Consider the following 17,939-nt stretch of genomic DNA (forward strand, 5'->3'; position numbering starts at 1 on the left):
TCATGCTAGTGGCGCCGCTAGGGTATGCGCCATGGACGTCGTCTGGATCGTCGTCGGGGTGCTGCTGCTGGGTGTCACGCTCCTCGACGCTTTCCTCGCGGTGCTCAACTACGACCAGTCGGGTGTGTTCGTCGACCGTCTCGTGCGCGGGCAGTGGGTGCTGCTGCGCGCGGTGACCCGGCGGGTGGGACGCCGGTGGCGGCCGCTCGTGCTGCGCCAGGTCACCGGCATCCTGATCCTCATCACGATCCTGTGGTGGGTCGCAGGAGTCGTCTTCGGGTTCGCGTTCGTCTATCTCGGGGCGATGGGGATCAGCGGCGCGATCACGACCTCGACCGGCGTCGCCCCGGACTTCCTCGGCGCGCTCTATCTGAGCCTCGGGCAGTTCGCGACGGTCGGCGTGGACAACATCGGACCGAGCGTCGCCTGGATGAACCTCATCACGGTCGCCGAGGCGATGATGGCCGTGGTGATGCTCTCGTTCATCATCACGTTCCTGGGCAGCGTGTACGGCGTGATCCAGTCGCTGCAGTCGCTGTCCGCCAACTTCTTCCGGGCGGGCCGGGGTATCACCGACCCGATCGATTCGCTCACCCCCTTCTTCCTGGACGGACGGTCGCGCTGGCTCGATGGGCAGCTGGACTCGATCCTCGGATCGCTCAGCGCGTACGCCGACGGCCTGGCACAGAACCGGGCGGCGTACTACTTCCAGAGCGGCCGCGACCAGTTCTCGCTCCCGTTCTCGCTCTACATGACTTCCGGCGTCATCGGCGCGCTCCGCTGGGGTCTTCCGACGGGGAGCGACCCGTCCACCGAGCCCGGCGTCGTGCGGCTCACCGACGTGTTCGAGGACTTCCGCGCGCGTCTGGAGCAGGCTCTGCGGCTGTCGCCAGAACCGACTCCCGCGCCGGTCTCGCGGTCGGAGTTCGACCAGATCGTCGACGCCTTCTCCGGCCCCGGCACGAGCGCGCCCCTCGATCCCTGGGTCGTGCGCTTCCTCACGGTGGATCGGCGCATGGCCCAGCTGACGCGATCGGATGCCGCGATCGATCGCGCCGATGCGCACGAGCGCTACACGGCCTGGCTGCCGTTCGAGTTCCAGGCGCAGGCGCTGCTGGCGGCGGTGGCGCGCGACCTCGACTACCAGCCGATCTACCGCCGGACCGCGGCGGTCGACGGCGGCGCATATGAGCTGCTGCCCGCAGACGTCGCGCCGGCCGCGCGCGTGCGGGAACCGTCGCCGCGCCGCCGCCTCACGTCGTGGATGAGACGGCGCGCACTGTTCGTCGACCCCGGCTTCGTGCGACTGAGCGGCGCCGCACGGACCCTCGCGGCGGTCGCCGTCGCCGTCGCCGTCGTCGTCCCTCTCGCGCAGCTGACCGGATCGAAGCCCGTCTACGGGGCCGTGCTCGCGGGGCTGATCGCGCTGTTCGCGTCTCCCGCCGCGGTCGGCGCGCCTGCGGGCACACGCCGCTGGCTCGGGATCGTCGCGATCGTGCCGACGGCGGCGGGGGTGGCGCTGGGTTCGCTGCTGCCGCGAGACCCCGTCGTGACGGTGGTCGCGATCGCGCTCGTCGCGGCGGCCGCCGTGTGGCTGCGACGGTACGGCACCCGCGCCGGCGGTCTCGGGCAGCTCGGGTTCATCGCGTTCTACTTCAGCCTGATGCTGGGGCTCGGCGTCGCGAACCTGTGGGCGGGACTCGTCGCGGCCGGAGTCGGCCTGGTGTGCAGCTGGGCGGCGAATCTGCTGCCCGGACCCTCGCTGCACCGCCGGCTGAGCAGCGGCATCGCCGCGGTCAGCGAGCGCACCGGGTCGCTCCTGGGCACGATGCTCGATCTCGTGTCGTCGGGGCGTCACGACCCACGGCTGGTGCGCATCCTGCGGCACGAGCTGGCGTCGCTGCAGGCGGCGGCCGAAGTGACCGCCGGGCGCCTGGATGGCGCGGTCACTCCCGGACTGCCTGCCGACCGCGCGCTGGCGCTGCGCGTGAGGATCTTCGACGTGCAGCTCGCGGCCGAGAACCTCGCCGCGCTCGTCCCGGTCGTCGGCGGCGTCGCCCTCACGATCGATCAGCGGGCGACCCTGTCGGGCGAGCTCGCCGACGCGCAGACTCATCTCGCCTCGTACCTGCCTCGTCCCGGTCGTGACGCGCCTCCGGCCTCGCCGCCTCCGCCTCTGGCCGACGCGCCATCTCCGGCCGGCTGGCCGGTCGACGCCCGCCGCACCCGTGCGGCGATCGCCGAGCTGCGGGCCGCTGTCGATCGGCTCCACGACGTGGGCCACCACGCGGAGGCCGCCGTCGAAGAGAGCACCGAGTATCCGGATGCCGCGGCCGCCGCGGCCGGCGGCGCTCCGACGACCGCGGGCAAGGGGCGGCCGACCGTCGCGTCCGGACGGCTTGCGGTCCAGGCGGGCATCTCCACCGGGCTCGCGCTCCTGCTGGGAAGCTTCGTGTCGACGAGCCACCAGTACTGGGCCGCGATGCCGGCGTTCTCGGTGCTGAGCGGTTCGGACGGCGAGACCAGGACCAAGGCCGTGCAGCGGGTGCTCGCCACGCTCGCCGGCGCGACGGTCGCTTTCGGGCTCGCGATCCTCGCCGGCCATTCCCCGGCCGTCGCCTTCCCGCTGCTGATCGCGAGCGCCTTCTTCATCGCGTTCCTGCGTCCCATCGCCTCGGTGTGGACGGTGTTCTGGCAGACGATGCTGCTGGCGACGATGTACGACGTGCTCGGCACGCTCAGCGTCGAGACCATCCAGGTGCGCGTCGTCGAGACCGCGATCGGCGCGATCGTCGCGGTCGTGGTCTCGGCCGTCATCCTTCCCACTCGCACCAGGGTCCGGCTGCGTCAGGGCATGGGCGCCGTCGTGGGCGCCGCCCGCTCAGTGGCGGACGAGCTGTTCGCGAAAAGGGCGGACGGCACACCCGCGCGGGGCGACTCGGGCGTTCGCATCCACGGCGCCGTCCAAGATCTCACCGCCCTCGAGACGCTCGCCCGGCCGGTGCGCCGCAACCCGGGCTCGCTGCGCCGCCGCGGCATCGAGGCCCAGCTGACCGCGCTGTGGTCGGTGCTGTACTACGAGCGTCGCGCCTGGGCACAACTGCGGGATCTCGACACCGATGCGATTGCGGGCGTCGACCTGCCTCGGCTCGCGCTCGCGACGTCCGACAACTTCGCCGCCGTCGAGGCGGTGTTGTCGGGGGAGCTCCCGCTGCGGCTCCAGCAGGCCGAGCAGCTGGATGTCTCCGGGCCCGGCACCTCGGATGCCGCACGCCGCTGCGTGCTTCTCGTGGTGCGGCTGAATCAGGCGCTGCTGTCGCTCATCGAGGCCATCCGGCCGGGGACGGTCGCGGCGATGACGACGGCACATCCCGCCTCGCAGGTCGTCGAGTCCAGATGAACCTGGAAAAAACTTGCGGTCCATGCCTCGCCAGACATGCGACGGCCATGCCAGTATGACTCGTGGGGAGTCCCGTTCGGGGTGGCCGGGACCCATGATGCAGGAGTTGACATGGATCTGTCTCCGCGCGAGATCGACAAACTGCTCGTCTATCAGGTCGCGGAGCTGGCGCGACGCCGCAGGGATCGCGGCACCAAACTGAACGTCAGCGAAGCGCAGGCGCTCGTGACCGAGGCGATCCTCGAAGGTGCGCGCGACGGCAAGACCGTCGCGGAGTGCATGGAGCTGGGCAAGACGATCGTCACGGTCGACGAGTGCATGGACGGTGTGCGCGAGCGCATCACGCTGCTGCAGGTGGAGGCCACCTTCCCGGACGGCACGAAGCTCGTGTCGTGCCACGACCCCATCGGCGGCTGAGCCGTGGGCCCAGCCACCGCCGTGCGCGTGGTCCTCGTCGGCGGGCATGAGAGCTCCGATGGCGCCGACCTCGTCCGGTTCGAAGACGTCGGCGAGCGTGTGAGCGTGGCGGCGCCCGGCCGCGGACTGCACAACGCCCTCACCGCGTTCCTCGACGACGGCGAGACAGTCGTGGTGCTGCCGATGACCTTCGGCCGCAACCCGACGATGGTCGCCGACACCGCGAAGACGCTCAAATGGCTCGCGCCGCGGCATCCGGGTCGTCTCGCGCTCGCGGCGCCGTTCGGACAGCCCGACCATCTCATCGCCTGGTTGCGCACCGCTGCCAACCGCGCGCGGTCGGTCGACATCGACACCGCGCTGCTGATCGTGGCGCCGCGTTCGAACACGTTCGACGAAGCCGAGCTGCATCGCATCGCCTACCTGGTCGCTGCGCACGGCGCGCTGCCCGAGGTCGCCGTGGCGATCGCCGACGACGCCGACACGCTGTCGGGTGCGGTGCAGCGGCTGCGCCGGCTCGGTGCGACGCGCGTCGCCGCGGTTCCCGCCGGCTTCGCAGAGAGCCTGCCGGTGACGGATGCCGAAGACCTCGCTCCGCTCATGAGCCACAGCGCCGTCCGGCGCGTGGTCCGCACCCGCGTCGCTGATGCGCTGACCGCGCTCGCCGCGGGGAGCGACGGCATCGACCAGGGCCTTGCCGCGGACCACGGTCACGGTTACGCGCACTCCCACGCCTTCGAGGAGAGCCAGGGCCACGGCCACTCGCATTCCCATCCGCACCCCCACACCCACGCGGACGGCGCGGCGCACACCCACGGACATCCGCACGAGCACCACCCGCACGAGCACCACCAGCTTCAGCACTGAACCGGCAGCCGGAAGAAGGAACATCATGGTCAGCAGAAGGCCGAAGTATCTGCACGGTGACGACGCCATCGAGATCAACCGAGGCCGCGCGTCGGCCACGCTGCGAGTCACGAACACCGGCGACCGGCCGGTGCAGGTGGGCTCGCACTTCCACTTCTTCGAGGTCAACCCCGCGATGCGGTTCTCACGCGAGCAGGCGTGGGGGATGCATCTCGACATCCCCGCCGGCACGGGCGTGCGGTTCGAACCGGGCGAGACCAAGGAGGTGACCCTCGTCGACTTCGCCGGCGCACGTCGGGTGGTCGGCTTCAACGGACTGGTCAACGGCGGGCTCGACTCCGCGCAGACCCGTGCCGCCGCGCTGCGGCTGCTGACCGAGCGGGGCTTCGAGAACGGCGAGCCGACCACAGCGCCGGCCGCAGGAACTGGATCCGACACGACGAAGGCGAGCAGCTGAAATGGCCGTCATCCCTCGCAAGCAGTACACCGACCTGTTCGGGCCGACAGTCGGCGACAAGGTGCGGCTCGCCGACACGAATCTCGTGATCGAGATCGAGAAGGACTACGCGGCCGACAGCTACGGCGACGAGATCGTCTACGGCGGCGGCAAGTCCGCCCGCGACGGCATGGGCGCCGATCCTCTCGCCAGCCAGACGCAGGGTGCGCTCGACCTCGTCATCACGAACGCCGTGGTGATGGACCCGATCATCGGAATCGTCAAGGCCGACATCGGCGTCAAGGACGGACTCATCGTCGGCATCGGCAAGTCCGGCAACCCGCAGACCCAGCACGGCGTCGACCCCAGGCTCGTCGTCGGCCCCGGCACCGAGGTCATCGCGGGCGAGCACCTGATCGCCACCGCCGGCGCGATGGACCCGCACGTGCACTTCATCTCGCCGCAGCAGGCATACGCCGCGCTGTCGAACGGCATCACCACGCTCTTCGGCGGCGGCACCGGTCCGACCGACGGCACGAACGGCACCACGTGCACGCCGGGGGCATGGAACATCCACCGGATGCTGCAGGCCTGGGACGAGCTGCCGGTCAACGTCGGCATCCACGGCAAGGGCAACGGATCGCTCCCGCAGGCGCTGATCGAGCAGATCGAAGCAGGCGCCGGTGGGCTCAAGGTGCACGAGGACTGGGGGAGCACGCCGGCCGCGCTCGACCAGGCGTTGCGCGTCGCCGACGAGTATGACGTCCAGGTCGCGATCCACACCGACAGCCTCAACGAGGCCGGCTTCGTCGAAGACACCATCTCGGCGATCGACGGTCGCACGATCCACACGTTCCATACCGAGGGCGCGGGCGGCGGGCACGCGCCCGACATCATCAAGATGGCCGGGCAGAGCAACGTGCTGCCCTCGTCGACCAACCCCACCCTGCCGTACACCGTCAATTCCATCGACGAGCTGCTCGACATGGTGATGGTGTGCCACCACCTGTCATACGACAGTCCAGAAGACGTCGCGTTCGCCGACTCGCGCGTGCGCGCCGAGACCATCTCTGCCGAGACCGTGCTGCACGACCTCGGCATCATCTCGATGTTCTCGTCGGACTCGCAGGCCATGGGACGCATCGGCGAGTCCGTCACCCGCGCCTTCCAGACCGCGCACCACTGCAAGGACAAGCGCGGCAAGCTGCCCGAGGACGCGGAGGGCAACGACAACTTCCGGGTGCTGCGCTACCTCGCCAAGGTCACGATCAACCCCGCGATCACACACGGGATCTCGGACTACGTCGGCTCGCTCGAACCGGGCAAGATGGCCGACATCGTGCTGTGGCCGATCGACACGTTCGGCGCCAAGCCGAAGATGGTGATCAAGGGCGGGCTCATCAACTGGGCGCTCATGGGCGATCCGAACGCATCGCTGCCGACGCCGCAGCCGGTGTACTTCCGGCCGATGTTCGGCGCGCTCGGTCAGACGCTGCACCAGACGCGCGCGACGTTCGTCTCGAAGGCCTCGATCCAGAAGGGCGTGCCCGAGCAGCTGGGGCTGAAGAGCCGCATCCTGCCGGTGACCGGAACCCGCTCGATCGGCAAGGACGACATGGTCCGCAACAGCGCCGCGCCGGTCATCGAGGTCGATCCCGAGACGTACAAGGTCACCGTCGACGGAGAGCCCGCTCACATCGAGCCGGCCCAGTCGCTGCCGCTGACGCAGCTGTTCTACCTGGTCTGACCGCATGACGGCAGCGCACGAGGAGTCGCCGGTCGCCCGGCTGCTGGTGAGCCTGCAGCTGAGCGACTCGGCGTTCCCGAGCGGCTTCTACACGATGTCGCACGGTCTCGAGGGGTTCCACCAGCAAGGACTGGTCCGCCCAGCCGGCGTCGGCGACCTGCTCGCGGATCTGCTCACGTCGGCCGTGGGGCCGGGTGATGCCACCGCGCTCGCGCGCGCACACGAAGCGGCCGGCGCGCGGGATTGGGATGCCGTCGCCGAGGTCGACAGGATCCTGTTCGCGTCGAAGCTCAATGCCGAGCTGCGCGTCGCCAGCACTCGCAGCGGCCGCCAGCTGGCGGACATCGCGAGCGAGGCGTTCGCGGACGGGCCGGGTGCGGACGACATCGCCGCGTGGGCGAAGCGCGTGAAGGCGAAGGAGTCGCCCGGGTGCCAGCCGGTGGTCACGGCCGTCTGCTACGCGGCCACGCGCGTGCCGATCGTGGAGGCGGTGGCATCCGACCTCTTCGCGTTCGCGGTGAGCTTCGTCGGAGCCGCGCTGCGACTGCGGCTCACCGATCACCGAGGGGCGCAGGTGCTGCTGCGCCGCGCGCAGCCCGTCATCGAGACGGTCACGCGGGACGCGATCGCGCGGCCGTTGCGCGACATCGGCGGTTTCGCCCCCGTCGCCGACATCATGTCGGCGGGCCACGAACGCGCCGAGGCCCGCCTTTTCACCAGCTGATCGGCGCCGGCGCACCGCCGGCGTCCCTACGAGAGGAAGCATCGCGACATGAGCGAAAAGGTTCTGCGGGTCGGTATCGGCGGGCCCGTCGGCTCGGGCAAGACGGCGCTCACCGAAGCCCTCGTTCCCATCTTCCTGGCGGCGGGCCGGACGCCCGGCGTCATCACGAACGACATCTACACCCAGGAGGACGCGCAGCACGTACGGCGCGAGCTCGCCGGCATCCTGGATCCGGAACGCGTCGTGGGCGTCGAGACAGGTGCCTGCCCGCACACCGCCGTGCGGGACGACCCCACCATGAACCTGGCGGCGGGTGAGGAGATGCTCGAGCGGTTCCCCGACATCGACACGCTGATCTACGAGTCCGGCGGCGACAACCTCACGCTCACCTTCTCTCCGGCGCTCGCGGACGTGTTCGTCTTCGTGCTCGACACCTCGGAGGGAGAGAAGATGCCGCGCAAGCGCGGTCCCGGCATCACCGAGAGCGACATCCTCGTCATCAACAAGATCGACATCGCGCAGTACGTGCGCACCGACCTCGGGGTCATGGAGCGCGACGCGCATCTGGTGCGCGGCGGCAAGCCGGTCGTGCTCACGAATTCGCTCGACGGCACGGGCGTGCACGAGCTGTTCGACACGATCATGGCGGTGTGGCACGCGTCGAAGGGTGAGCTGGTCGCGTGAGCGCGGTCGCGCCGGTGCTGACGGCGTCGGATGCCGGCGTCACGGTCGCGCCTGCGCTGTACGGCGGTCCTCGGCTGCAGCCGGCCCATTTCGAGCCGGCGCATGTGCCGTCGGAGGTGGCGCGGTACGGCACCGAAGCGCACACCCTGCCGGTGGGCAGTCCCGGCAAGGTCGGCGTCCTCGAGCTGGAGTTCGCCCTGCGCGGCGCAGGCGACGCACGTCGCACCGAACTCGTGCACCACTTTCAGAAGTCGCCGCTGCAGATCATGCAGCCGCTGTACTACAACGCAGCCCGGCCCGACATGCCGTACACCTACCTGATGACGGCGGGCGGTGGCATCCTCCATAACGATCGCCACCGCACCGACCTCGTCTTCGGGCCCGGCACGTCGGCCCACGTGACGACGCAGGCGCACACCAAGGTGTACCGGATGGAAGCGGGCTACGCGACATCGCTGGTGAATCTGGAGGTCGGCGACGGCGCGTACGTCGAGTACCTGCCCGACCCGCTCATCCCCTACGTCGATGCCCGCTTCTACCAGCGCACGGCCGCGACCGTCCATCCGGACGCGACCCTGATCGTAGGAGAGACCATCTATGCGGGCCGGCTCAGCCGGGGCGAGCGCCACGCGTACGCGGTGCTCGCGAGCGACCTCGAGGTGACCCGGCCCGGTCCCGGGGCCCTGCCGGTCGCGTTCGACCGCGTGCGTCTCGTGCCACGCGACGGGCGGGTCGGCGGGCCCGCCGTGCTGGGAGGCCGGGATGTCGTCTCGAGCCTGTACGTGGTCACGCCGCGCGTGCCGGCTCGAGAGGTCGCCGACGCCCTGCACGACGCCGTCGGCGCGGTGCTCGCCGATTCGCCGGATCAGGCGGCGCGCGCGGGAGTCAGCGTGCTGCCGCACGACGCCGGGGCGTGGCTGCGGTTCGTCGGCGACGACACCGTGACCTCCGCGGCGGTCTCGACGGCGGCGGCCGCGGCGATGCACGAGCTGATCACGGGATCGCCGGCGCCGGCGATCCGCAAGTGAGCCGGAAGGGGACCGTGGGATGAGCACCGTCGCACTCGGGACCGGACGTACCTGGGCGTTCGGCCTGGTACGCGGGTCGTCGCAGATCTACTTCCAGCAGAACCTCGTGAGCGGACTGCTCGTGCTCGCGGCCTTCTTCGTCGCCGATTGGCGGATGGGACTGCTGGCCCTGCTCGGTGCGATCGGCGGCATGCTCGGCGGCCGCGCGGTCGGCTACCGTCGTGGCGACATCTCCACCGGCATGCAGTCCTTCTGCGGCACGCTCGTCGGAGCCGCGGTGTTCGCCGCACTCGGCGGCGACGCGTGGTGGTCGTACGTGCTCGCCTTCGCCGGCGGCCTCGCCACCGGGCCGGTGACGCGGCTCGTCGACGTGCTGTTCACCCGCACACCCCTCAAGCGATACCGCCTGCCCTACACGACGGCTCCGTTCGTGATCGTCGCGACGGTGATCTCGCTGACCACGACCGCACTCGCGGCGCCGGCTGCGGCATCCGATCTTCCTGATGATCCGGTGCCGGCGTTCCTGCTGTCGATCCTCACGAACGTGTCGCAGGTGGTGCTCATCGACGATCCGCTCTGCGGGGCGCTGATCCTCGTGGCGCTGTTCGTCGCCGGCTGGCGCGTGGGACTCGCGGCCCTGATGGGCAGCGTGGTCGGCTCGTTCGTCGCCGTGGCGCTGGGCGAGCCGTGGAGCGAGATCGCCAACGGCCTGGCGAACTACTCCGGAGTGCTCACGGCGATCGCGCTGTCGGTGACGTTCCTGAAGAGCTCGACCGCGTCCTGGCTCTATGCGCTGCCGTGGGTCGCGGTGACCGCGCTGGTGACGCTGTTCATGCACCGCGCGGGACTCGTGACGTACACGTGGCCGTACATCCTCACGACGTGGGTCGCCCTCGTCGTCGCGTCCTACATCCGGGGATTGACCCGACCCGACTGATCGGGCGCCGGGATGCCGGTGTGCTCGTGGGCCTCGGTGTGCTCGTGGGACTCGGTGTGGTCGTGGGTCTCAGTGTGATCGTCGGTCTCGGTGTGATCGTGGGCGAGCGGCACGCCGTGGGAGGGGGCTCGGAACAGCAGCTGCAGCCGTCCGTCGCCGGCGCGCACGGCGTCGACGCGGATGCCGTAGACCGGCTCGAGCACCGCCGCGTCGAGCACCGCTTCGGCGTCACCTGCGGCGACGACCCGCCCGCGGTCGAGCAGCACCAGACGATCGCAGTACCGCGCGGCGAGGTTGAGGTCGTGCAGCACGACGATCGTCGTCACGGCCAGTTCGCGCACGAGCCCGAGGATCTCGTGCTGAAAGTGGATGTCGAGGTGATTCGTGGGCTCGTCCATCAACAGGTGCGTCGCCTGCTGGGCCAGCGCCCGCGCGATGAGCACCCGCTGCCGCTCGCCGCCGGACAGGTCACCGAGGTCGCGGTCGGCCAGGTGCTCGGCCCCCACGCGTCGCAGGGCGTCGGCGGCGATGTCGACGTCGGCCGCGGATTGGCGCTGCAGCGCACCCTGATGCGGCGATCGCCCGAGCAGCACGGTGTCCGCCACGGTGAGGGGCAGCTCGCCGTGGGCTTCCTGGGTCACCACCGCGACCGTGCGGGCCAGAGCGCGCGGCGAGTAGGCGCCGACCCTTGCACCGTCCACGGTGATGTCGCCCCGGTCGGGGGTGAGCGCGCGGTAGAGAGTGCGCAACAGCGTGGTCTTGCCGCTCCCGTTCGGCCCGATCAGGCCGACGACCTCGCCCTCCGCGGCCGCCAGTGCGACGTCGCGTAGGACGGCGGTGCCATCGTAGGCGTGGCTCACGCCCTCGGCCGAGATCATGAGCCGAACCGTTCCACGATGAGCTCGAGCCCGGTGACCGACAGCGGTGTGGGCGGCTCGGTGAAGTTGAACAGCTGCGGCAGCACGTCGCCGTCGCGGAGTGCCCGCAGCGCCTCGCTCCCCGGCAGGCTCGCGATCGCGGCGGCCACGCCGTCCTCGTCGCCCTGGTGGAGGAGGACGAGCACGTCGGGGTCCCGCGCGATGAGCTCCTCGACGCTCACCTCGAACACGCGCTCCGCCGTGTCGGAGAACACGTTCTCGAACCCCGCCGCGGTCAGCTGCGGCTGGGCCATCGATCCCCGCCCGTAGGCGTAGAGCGGACCGCCGCCCACCGAGGGATAGAGCACCGCCGCCGAGCGGGGCGCGGCATCCGCCGTCTCGGCCTCCACCGCGGCGACGCGAGCCTGCAGCTCACGCACCACAGACTCGGCCTCGTCCGACCGGTCGAAGATCCGGCCGTACATCCGCACCTGGTCGTACAGCGTGTCGAACGACGCGTCGCCGACGCCTGACGGGCAGTACACCGGATGGATGAGCGCATTCACCCCGCTGTCGCGGAGGGCCTCGCGCGTCACGCCCTCGGGCAGGCCCAGTGCGAGGTCGGGTTCGTGGGCGAGGACCACTTCGCTGGACATCGTGAGGTGTCCCGAGGTGTCGATGTCGTCCGAGAGGGAGTCGATCGCGTCGATGCGGGCGGTGAGGTCCTCGTCGTAATAGCCGCTCGGGAACGACCCCGCGCGGGCGACCACGCGGTCGAGCACGCCGAGCCCGTCGAGGATCGTGACCGGTGCGCTCTCGAGCAGGATCACGCGCTCGGGAGCAGCGTCGAAGACCACGTCCTCGCCGCAGTTGGTCACGGTGAGGGGGTAGCGGGTACCGCCGCCCGGCGCGGCGTCGTCTGCCCGTGGCGACGATGTCTGCGCGCACCCGGCGAGGGTGACGACGATCAGCGTGAGGGCGGCGGCGAGCAGGCGACGGGGGCGTTGCACGATTCTCCTCGGACGGTTCAGCGTCGTCGCGCGTACATGCGGCGGACGAGGACGAGCAGGAAGGGAGCGCCGACGATGGCGGTGAGGATGCCGATGGGCAGCTCGCGCGGCTGCATGACAGTGCGGGCGAGGGCATCCGCCCACACCAGGAACAGCGATCCGAGGAGCGCCGTGACCGGCAGCATCCGGGAGTGCACCGAGCCGACGAGCCGTCGCGCGAGGTGCGGGACGACGAGGCCGACGAACCCGATCGCTCCCGCCGCCGCGACCACGGCGCCGGTGCACAGCGAGACCATCACGAGCAGGACCACCCGGGTGCGGTCGGGCGCCACGCCCAGCGTGAGGGCCGTCTCGTCGCCCGCCGCGATCGCGTCCAGCCGGCGTCCCGTCACGAGGAGCGCCCCGAGGGTCACGGCCACGACGACCAGCACCACGACCAGGACGGCATCCCATCGGGCCAGGGCGAGAGAGCCCAGGAGCCAGAACATCACCGATCGCGAGCCCTCGGCCGAGTCCGACGCGAAGATGAGGAAGCTCGTCGCGGCTGACAAGGCGTAGCCCACCGCGACGCCCGCGAGCATGAGGCGGATCGAGGTCACGCCGCCGCCGGTGCGCGCGATGAAGTACACCAGGAGTGAGGCGGCGAGCGCTCCGAGGAACGCGCTCGCCGGCAGTGCGTACTCGCCGAGCACGGCACCGAAGCCGAAGAGGATCGCCCCCGCGGCGCCCGTCGACGCACCGCCCGAGATGCCGAGGACGTACGGGTCGGCGAGCATGTTGCGCACCATCGCCTGCAGCGCGGCGCCGCACAGTGCCAGGCCCGCACCGACGGCGATGCCCAGCAGCACGCGCGGCACGCGGACATTCCAGACGATCGCCTCCTCGGCGGACGTCCATGCCTGCTCGGCGGGGAAGCCGAACACGTGGTGGCTGACGATGGGCACGATCGCCCCCGGGGCGATCGGCACCGGGCCGATCCCGATCGCGAGAACGGCCGAGGCGATGAGGGCGATCGCGAGGCCGGCGGTCCACAGCGTCGTCCGGGTGCGCGTACCGCGTGCGGCTCTCGCGAGGGTCATGTGCTCGCGCGGCGCGACCTCGACGATCGTCCTCACGGCTGCTCCCCCCGGCTCGGTCCGCGGTAGGTGCGACGGTATCGCATCCCGACGACTCGGGGGGAGTCAGGCGCCTTTCCTGCTCACGCGGCTCGGGTCAGGGCGGCGTTCACGGCGGCGGCCGAGTACTCGCGATCGACGACGAGAGCCGCCAGGCCGACCGTCGCCGCCCGCGGGCCGAGCGTCGACACGCTGACGGTCAGATGCCGGGTCGCGCGCGGCAGTGAGCGGGGGTACAGCGATTCGCGCACGCCCGCCAGCAGCGGCGCCGAGGCGAGCATCCCGCCGAGCACGACATCGGCGGGGTTCAGCAGCGAGACGACCGTCGCGACGACCTCGCCGATCACTCGCCCAGCCGCCTGTGTCAGGCGGGCGGCATCGGGGTCGCCTCCGGCGAGGTACCGCCCGACATCCGATGCCGAGCTCGCGGGCTTTCCGAGGTCGGTGAGGGCTCGGGCGACGGCTCGGCCGGACGCTGCCGCGGCGAGGCATCCGTGCGCTCCGCACTGGCACACGAGGTGGTCGTACCCCGCGATCTTCACGTGGCCGATGTCGCCCGCGCCGCCGTCGGTTCCGCTGTAGACCTGCCCGTTGAGCACGATCCCCGTCCCGATGCCGGACGAGACCTTGATGAAGCACAGCGACCGGGAGTCGGGGTGCGCCCTGCGCTGCTCGCCGAGCGCGGCGGCGTCGGCGTCGTTGGCGACGAGCACCGGCACCCCCAGCGCGTCGCCGAGGTGATCCGAGATCGGATAGGCATCCCAGCCCGGCATGATCGGCGGCTGGCTGGGGCGTTCGGTCTCGGGGTCGATGGGTCCGGGCACGCTGATGCCGACCGCCGCGATGCGGTCGATGCGTGGAGTGTCGTCCCGCAGCTCACGTGCCGCGGCGGCGATCGCGTCGAGCGTGTGGTCCGGCCCGTCGGCCACGGCCACGTCGATGCGCTGCTCGGTGAGGACGCGGCCGGCGAGATCGGTGAGCGACACGGTGGTGTGGGTGGTGTCGACGGATGCCGTGATCACAGCCGCGTGCGAGGGATTGAACTCCAGGCGACGAGACGGCCGTCCACCTGTCACCCGGTCGGCGCCCGTCTCGACGATGAGCCCCGCGTCCAACAGCGCGTCGATGCGGCCGGCTACCGTCATCCGCGACAGTCCGGTGAGCTCGAGCACCTCGCCGCGGGTGAGCGCGCCGTGCTCGCGGATCAGTTCCAGAACATCGCCGGATCCTGGCATCGGGTGACTCCTGTCTCGCCGTTCGAGTCTAATTATGCTTGACAGTTAGACATAATGCATCTAATTTCTGTACATATCCGGTCGCGGAACCGCGTCCGCAATCGCAAGATCAAGCGCAAGGAGGCGTACGGTGAAGATCCGTTCCACAGCAGTGACCATCACGGCGGTCTGCGCGGCCGCGCTCGTGCTGACGGGCTGCACGGCCGGCGGTGACGGCGGGGATGACGCCGAAGGCATCACCTTCTGGCTGCAGGAGGACCTGCCCGACCGGGTGGCGGCGACGGAGGACATCGTCGCGGCATTCGAAGACGAGTCCGGCGTCGACGTCGAAGTCGTCTCTGTGGCAGAGGACCAGTTCGCCCAGCTCATCACGTCCGCCGCGGCAGCAGGAGACCTGCCCGATGTGATCGGCGGCATCTCACTGCCCCAGGTGCGCACGCTCTCGGCGAATGAGCTGGTCGACACGGATGCCGTGGGGGCCGTGGTCGATGCGCTTGATGCATCCACCTTCTCGGAGCGGGCACTCGAGCTCACCGCGGACGGCGACGCGCAGTTGGCGGTGCCCAGCGAGTCGTGGCTGCAGATGCTGTTCTACCGCACGGACCTGTTCGAGGCCGCCGGGCTGGACGCCCCGGACAGCTACGACAAGATCCTCGAAGCGGCTCAGGCTCTCAATTCCCCCGAGCTGGCCGGCTTCGTCGGGGCGACGGCACCGGGCGATGCGTTCACCGAGCAGACCTTCGAGCAGGTCGCACTCGGCAACGGCTGCGAGCTGGTCAACGAAGACGGCGAGATCGAGCTCGACTCCGCGCCGTGCGTCGAGGCGTTCGGCTTCTACGGCGACCTCACGAGCAACTACTCGGTTCCCGGTGCGCAGGATGTCGACACCACGCGCGCGACGTACTTCGCCGGCGACGCGGCGATGTTCATCTGGTCGAGCTTCGTCCTGGACGAGATGGCCGGCCTTCGCGAGGACGCCAAGCCGAACTGCCCCGAGTGCGCCGCCGACCCGGCCTTCCTGGCCGCGAACACCGGTGTCGTGACGTCGATCTCGGGGCCGGACGGCGACAGCCCCGCGCAGTTCGGTGAGATCACCTCGTGGACCATCACCGACGGCGCCAACGTCGAGGACTCGCAGGCGTTCATCGAGTTCATGATGGGCGACGGATACGAGGACTGGATCGCGATCGCTCCCGAAGGCAAGGTGCCGGTGCGGTTCGGCACCGCGGACGAGCCGACGGTGTTCTCCGACGCATGGGCCACGCTGCCTGCGGGCGTCGACACGAAGGCACCGCTGTCGGACTTCTATTCCGCCGAGGTGCTCGAGGCCGTGGCGGCCGGGCCCGAGGACATCGCGCGCTGGGCGATCCCGCAGGGGCAGGGCGACCTGCTCGGCGCACTCCAGGGCGAGCAGCCCGTCGCCACGGCGGTGAGCGAGGTGTCACAGGGTGCCGACGCCGAACAGGCAGCTGCCGCCGCAGCCGAGGCGGCGCGATCGGTGCAGGAGTCGATCCAATGACTCAGCTCGCCGGGGGTTCGGGCCTGGCCGGCCCGCCTCCGGTTCCGGGCGACGTCGAGGACGCGCGGGCGGGGGAGCACCTGCTCCCCGCCCGGCGCGGCCGGTCGCGTCGCAGCCGCGAGGAGAATCGCGCGGGACTGCTGCTCATCAGTCCGACGCTGGTCATCATCACGGTCGCGGTCATCATCCCGATCGTGTGGGCCATCGCCCTGGCCTTCCAGCAGGTGCGGCTCCTCAACATCCGCGACACCGGCATCATCGGCGAGTACACGCTCGAGAACTTCATCGAGGTCCTCACCTCGCCCGGGTTCTTCGGCGCGCTGTGGACGACGATCGTCTATTCGGTGTGCGGCACCGCCCTGGCGATCGGCATCGGGCTGATCGCCGCGCTTGCTCTGCGCAAGCCGTTCCGCGGCCGCGGGCTGATCCGCGCGTCACTCCTGCTGCCGTATGTCGCTCCGGTCGTCGCCGCCACGTTCGTCTGGTCGACGTTGCTCAATCCGCAATACGGGTTCGTCAACTGGTTCGGCACCACCCTGCTCGGCTGGGAGGAGCCCGTCGCCTTCCTGTCGCAGAGGTGGCTGCCGGTCTCGGTCTTCGGCTGGCAGATCGAGGTGCCGATCGCGCTCGTGACGGTGATCTGCTTCGAGGCGTGGCGGTCGTTCCCCTTCGCCTTCCTCTTCCTCACGGCCCGGCTCCAGGCGGTGCCGGACGTTCTCGACGAGGCCGCCCGGATCGACGGGGCCACGCCGACGCAGCGCTTCTGGCACATCCTGTGGCCGCAGCTGCTGCCCACCATCGCGGTGCTGAGCGTGCTGCGCTTCATCTGGACGTTCAACAACTTCGACGACATCTACCTGCTGACCGGCGGCGGTGCGGGCACCGAGGTGGTGTCGGTGCGCGTCTTCGACTACATGACCGCGCGGGGCGACATCGGTGCCGCAGCGGCGCAGGCGCTCGTGTTGGCCGCGATCCTGGCCGTCCTCGTCGGCATCTACCTCAAACTCTTCGGACGACAGGAGGAGCAGGCATGAGCGTCGCGACTGCCGGTAAGACGGGGACGACGGCCCGGCGGGGCGTGGGACGCGACCGTTTCGAGAACGGCCTGTTCGCAGTCCTCAAGCCGATCGTGATCGTGCTGCTGCTGATCGTGGCGGTCTTCCCTTTCTATTACATGGTGCTGCTGAGCTTCCGGTCGCTCGACTCGCTGCTGCAGAACCCCGGGGCGCTGTGGATCTCGATCGAGGAGCTCGACCTGGCGACCTACCTCGAGGTGCTGGCACCCGTCTCGGACGGCGGCCAGGGCTTCGTCGTCTTCATGCGCAACTCGCTGCTGGTGGCACTCAGCACGGTCGTGCTGACGCTGCTCGTGGCGATCCCCGGCGCCTACGCCGTCAGCCGGCTGCGGTTCTTCGGTCGGCGGCAGGTCTCGGCGCTGTTCCTCGCGGTGTACTTCTTCCCCGCGATCCTGCTGGCCGTCCCGCTGTTCGTCTTCTTCACGCAGTTGGGGCTCCGGGGATCGCTCGTCGCGCTCGTCGTCGTCTACGTGTCGCAGGTCGCGGCGGTGTCGATCTACACGCTGCGCAACTACTTCGCGACGGTGCCGGTCTCGCTCGAAGAGGCAGCGGCGATCGACGGATGCGGGCGGCTGCAGACCATGTGGAAGATCAGTCTTCCGCTGGCCATGCCGGCTCTCGTCTCCAACGGGCTCTTCATCTTCATGATCGCCTGGAACGAGTTCCTGTTCGCGCTGCTCTTCCTCGTCGAGAAGCGCGACTCCTGGACCGTGTCGCTCGGTCTCTCGCAGCTGTCGGGAAGCATCGAGGTGCCCACGACCGTGCTCATGGCCGGATCGGTCATCCTGACCCTCCCGATCATCATCCTGTTCTTCGCGTCGGAGCGTCTTCTCGTCGGCGGTCTGACCGCGGGCGCCGAGAAGGGCTGACGCGCGGCATCCGTTCGT

At 70.2% G+C, this 17,939-nt stretch carries 16 protein-coding genes; 12 read left to right on the forward strand and 4 right to left on the reverse strand.

The annotated features are described in order from the left end of the window. Positions 1 to 31 precede the first annotated feature (31 nt). From HF576_RS15740 to HF576_RS15780, 9 genes are all read left to right on the forward strand, one after another. Positions 32 to 3,400 (forward strand): FUSC family protein, encoded by a 3,369-nt coding sequence (locus tag HF576_RS15740; RefSeq protein WP_168913717.1) that lies wholly within the window; start codon positions 32 to 34, stop codon positions 3,398 to 3,400. Between the two features lie 111 nt (positions 3,401 to 3,511). Further along, on the forward strand, positions 3,512 to 3,817 hold the full coding sequence (locus tag HF576_RS15745) for an urease subunit gamma (RefSeq protein ID WP_168913718.1): 306 nt from the start codon (positions 3,512 to 3,514) through the stop codon (positions 3,815 to 3,817). 3 nt (positions 3,818 to 3,820) lie between these two features. Next, positions 3,821 to 4,684 (forward strand): sirohydrochlorin chelatase, encoded by an 864-nt coding sequence (locus HF576_RS15750; RefSeq protein ID WP_168913719.1) that lies wholly within the window; start codon positions 3,821 to 3,823, stop codon positions 4,682 to 4,684. Positions 4,685 to 4,709: 25 nt separating this feature from the next. Next, positions 4,710 to 5,141, forward strand: coding sequence for an urease subunit beta (locus HF576_RS15755; RefSeq protein WP_168913720.1), 432 nt, complete (start codon positions 4,710 to 4,712; stop codon positions 5,139 to 5,141). Between the two features lies 1 nt (position 5,142). After that, positions 5,143 to 6,867 carry an urease subunit alpha gene (gene ureC / locus HF576_RS15760; RefSeq protein WP_168913721.1) on the forward strand — a complete coding sequence of 575 codons (1,725 nt, stop codon included), beginning with the start codon at positions 5,143 to 5,145 and terminating at the stop codon, positions 6,865 to 6,867. 4 nt (positions 6,868 to 6,871) lie between these two features. Then, a complete protein-coding gene (locus tag HF576_RS15765) occupies positions 6,872 to 7,591 on the forward strand; it encodes an urease accessory protein UreF (RefSeq protein ID WP_168913722.1) in 720 nt (239 codons plus the stop codon). 48 nt (positions 7,592 to 7,639) lie between these two features. Then, entirely contained in the window at positions 7,640 to 8,275 is a 636-nt protein-coding gene (ureG, locus tag HF576_RS15770) for an urease accessory protein UreG (protein WP_168913723.1), read from the forward strand. Beyond that, positions 8,272 to 9,303: an urease accessory protein UreD gene (locus HF576_RS15775; RefSeq protein ID WP_205835269.1), complete on the forward strand. Its 1,032-nt coding sequence runs from the start codon at positions 8,272 to 8,274 to the stop codon at positions 9,301 to 9,303. Before ureG ends, HF576_RS15775 begins: the two co-directional genes overlap by 4 nt. A 19-nt stretch (positions 9,304 to 9,322) precedes the next feature. Then, positions 9,323 to 10,240: an urea transporter gene (locus HF576_RS15780; protein ID WP_168913724.1), complete on the forward strand. Its 918-nt coding sequence runs from the start codon at positions 9,323 to 9,325 to the stop codon at positions 10,238 to 10,240. Here the strand turns inward: HF576_RS15780 and HF576_RS15785 are convergent. From HF576_RS15785 to HF576_RS15800, 4 genes are all read right to left on the reverse strand, one after another. Further along, positions 10,210 to 11,118 carry an ABC transporter ATP-binding protein gene (locus HF576_RS15785; protein WP_168913725.1) on the reverse strand — a complete coding sequence of 303 codons (909 nt, stop codon included), beginning with the start codon at positions 11,116 to 11,118 and terminating at the stop codon, positions 10,210 to 10,212. The genes HF576_RS15780 and HF576_RS15785 overlap by 31 nt on opposite strands. Continuing rightward, the gene (locus tag HF576_RS15790) at positions 11,115 to 12,107 is read right to left on the reverse strand and encodes an ABC transporter substrate-binding protein (RefSeq protein ID WP_168913726.1); all 993 of its coding nucleotides are present in this window, start codon (positions 12,105 to 12,107) and stop codon (positions 11,115 to 11,117) included. The genes HF576_RS15785 and HF576_RS15790 overlap by 4 nt, the downstream gene beginning before the upstream one ends. Positions 12,108 to 12,124: 17 nt before the next feature. Then, positions 12,125 to 13,222 carry a FecCD family ABC transporter permease gene (locus tag HF576_RS15795; RefSeq protein ID WP_343234309.1) on the reverse strand — a complete coding sequence of 366 codons (1,098 nt, stop codon included), beginning with the start codon at positions 13,220 to 13,222 and terminating at the stop codon, positions 12,125 to 12,127. 83 nt (positions 13,223 to 13,305) lie between these two features. Further along, positions 13,306 to 14,457 (reverse strand): ROK family transcriptional regulator, encoded by a 1,152-nt coding sequence (locus HF576_RS15800; RefSeq protein ID WP_168913727.1) that lies wholly within the window; start codon positions 14,455 to 14,457, stop codon positions 13,306 to 13,308. Positions 14,458 to 14,587: 130 nt separating this feature from the next. Between HF576_RS15800 and HF576_RS15805 the strand changes: the two genes are divergently transcribed. The 3 genes from HF576_RS15805 to HF576_RS15815 are packed head-to-tail and all read left to right on the forward strand — an operon-like array spanning position 14,588 to position 17,921. Beyond that, positions 14,588 to 15,976: an extracellular solute-binding protein gene (locus tag HF576_RS15805; protein WP_168913728.1), complete on the forward strand. Its 1,389-nt coding sequence runs from the start codon at positions 14,588 to 14,590 to the stop codon at positions 15,974 to 15,976. Then, positions 15,973 to 17,010 carry a carbohydrate ABC transporter permease gene (locus tag HF576_RS15810; RefSeq protein WP_168913729.1) on the forward strand — a complete coding sequence of 346 codons (1,038 nt, stop codon included), beginning with the start codon at positions 15,973 to 15,975 and terminating at the stop codon, positions 17,008 to 17,010. The genes HF576_RS15805 and HF576_RS15810 overlap by 4 nt, the downstream gene beginning before the upstream one ends. Continuing rightward, on the forward strand, positions 17,007 to 17,921 hold the full coding sequence (locus HF576_RS15815) for a carbohydrate ABC transporter permease (protein ID WP_205835270.1): 915 nt from the start codon (positions 17,007 to 17,009) through the stop codon (positions 17,919 to 17,921). The genes HF576_RS15810 and HF576_RS15815 overlap by 4 nt, the downstream gene beginning before the upstream one ends. Positions 17,922 to 17,939: the final 18 nt, after the last annotated feature.

It is taken from the genome of Microbacterium salsuginis (assembly GCF_012524205.1).
GTDB classification, from domain to species: Bacteria; Actinomycetota; Actinomycetes; order Actinomycetales; family Microbacteriaceae; genus Microbacterium; species Microbacterium salsuginis.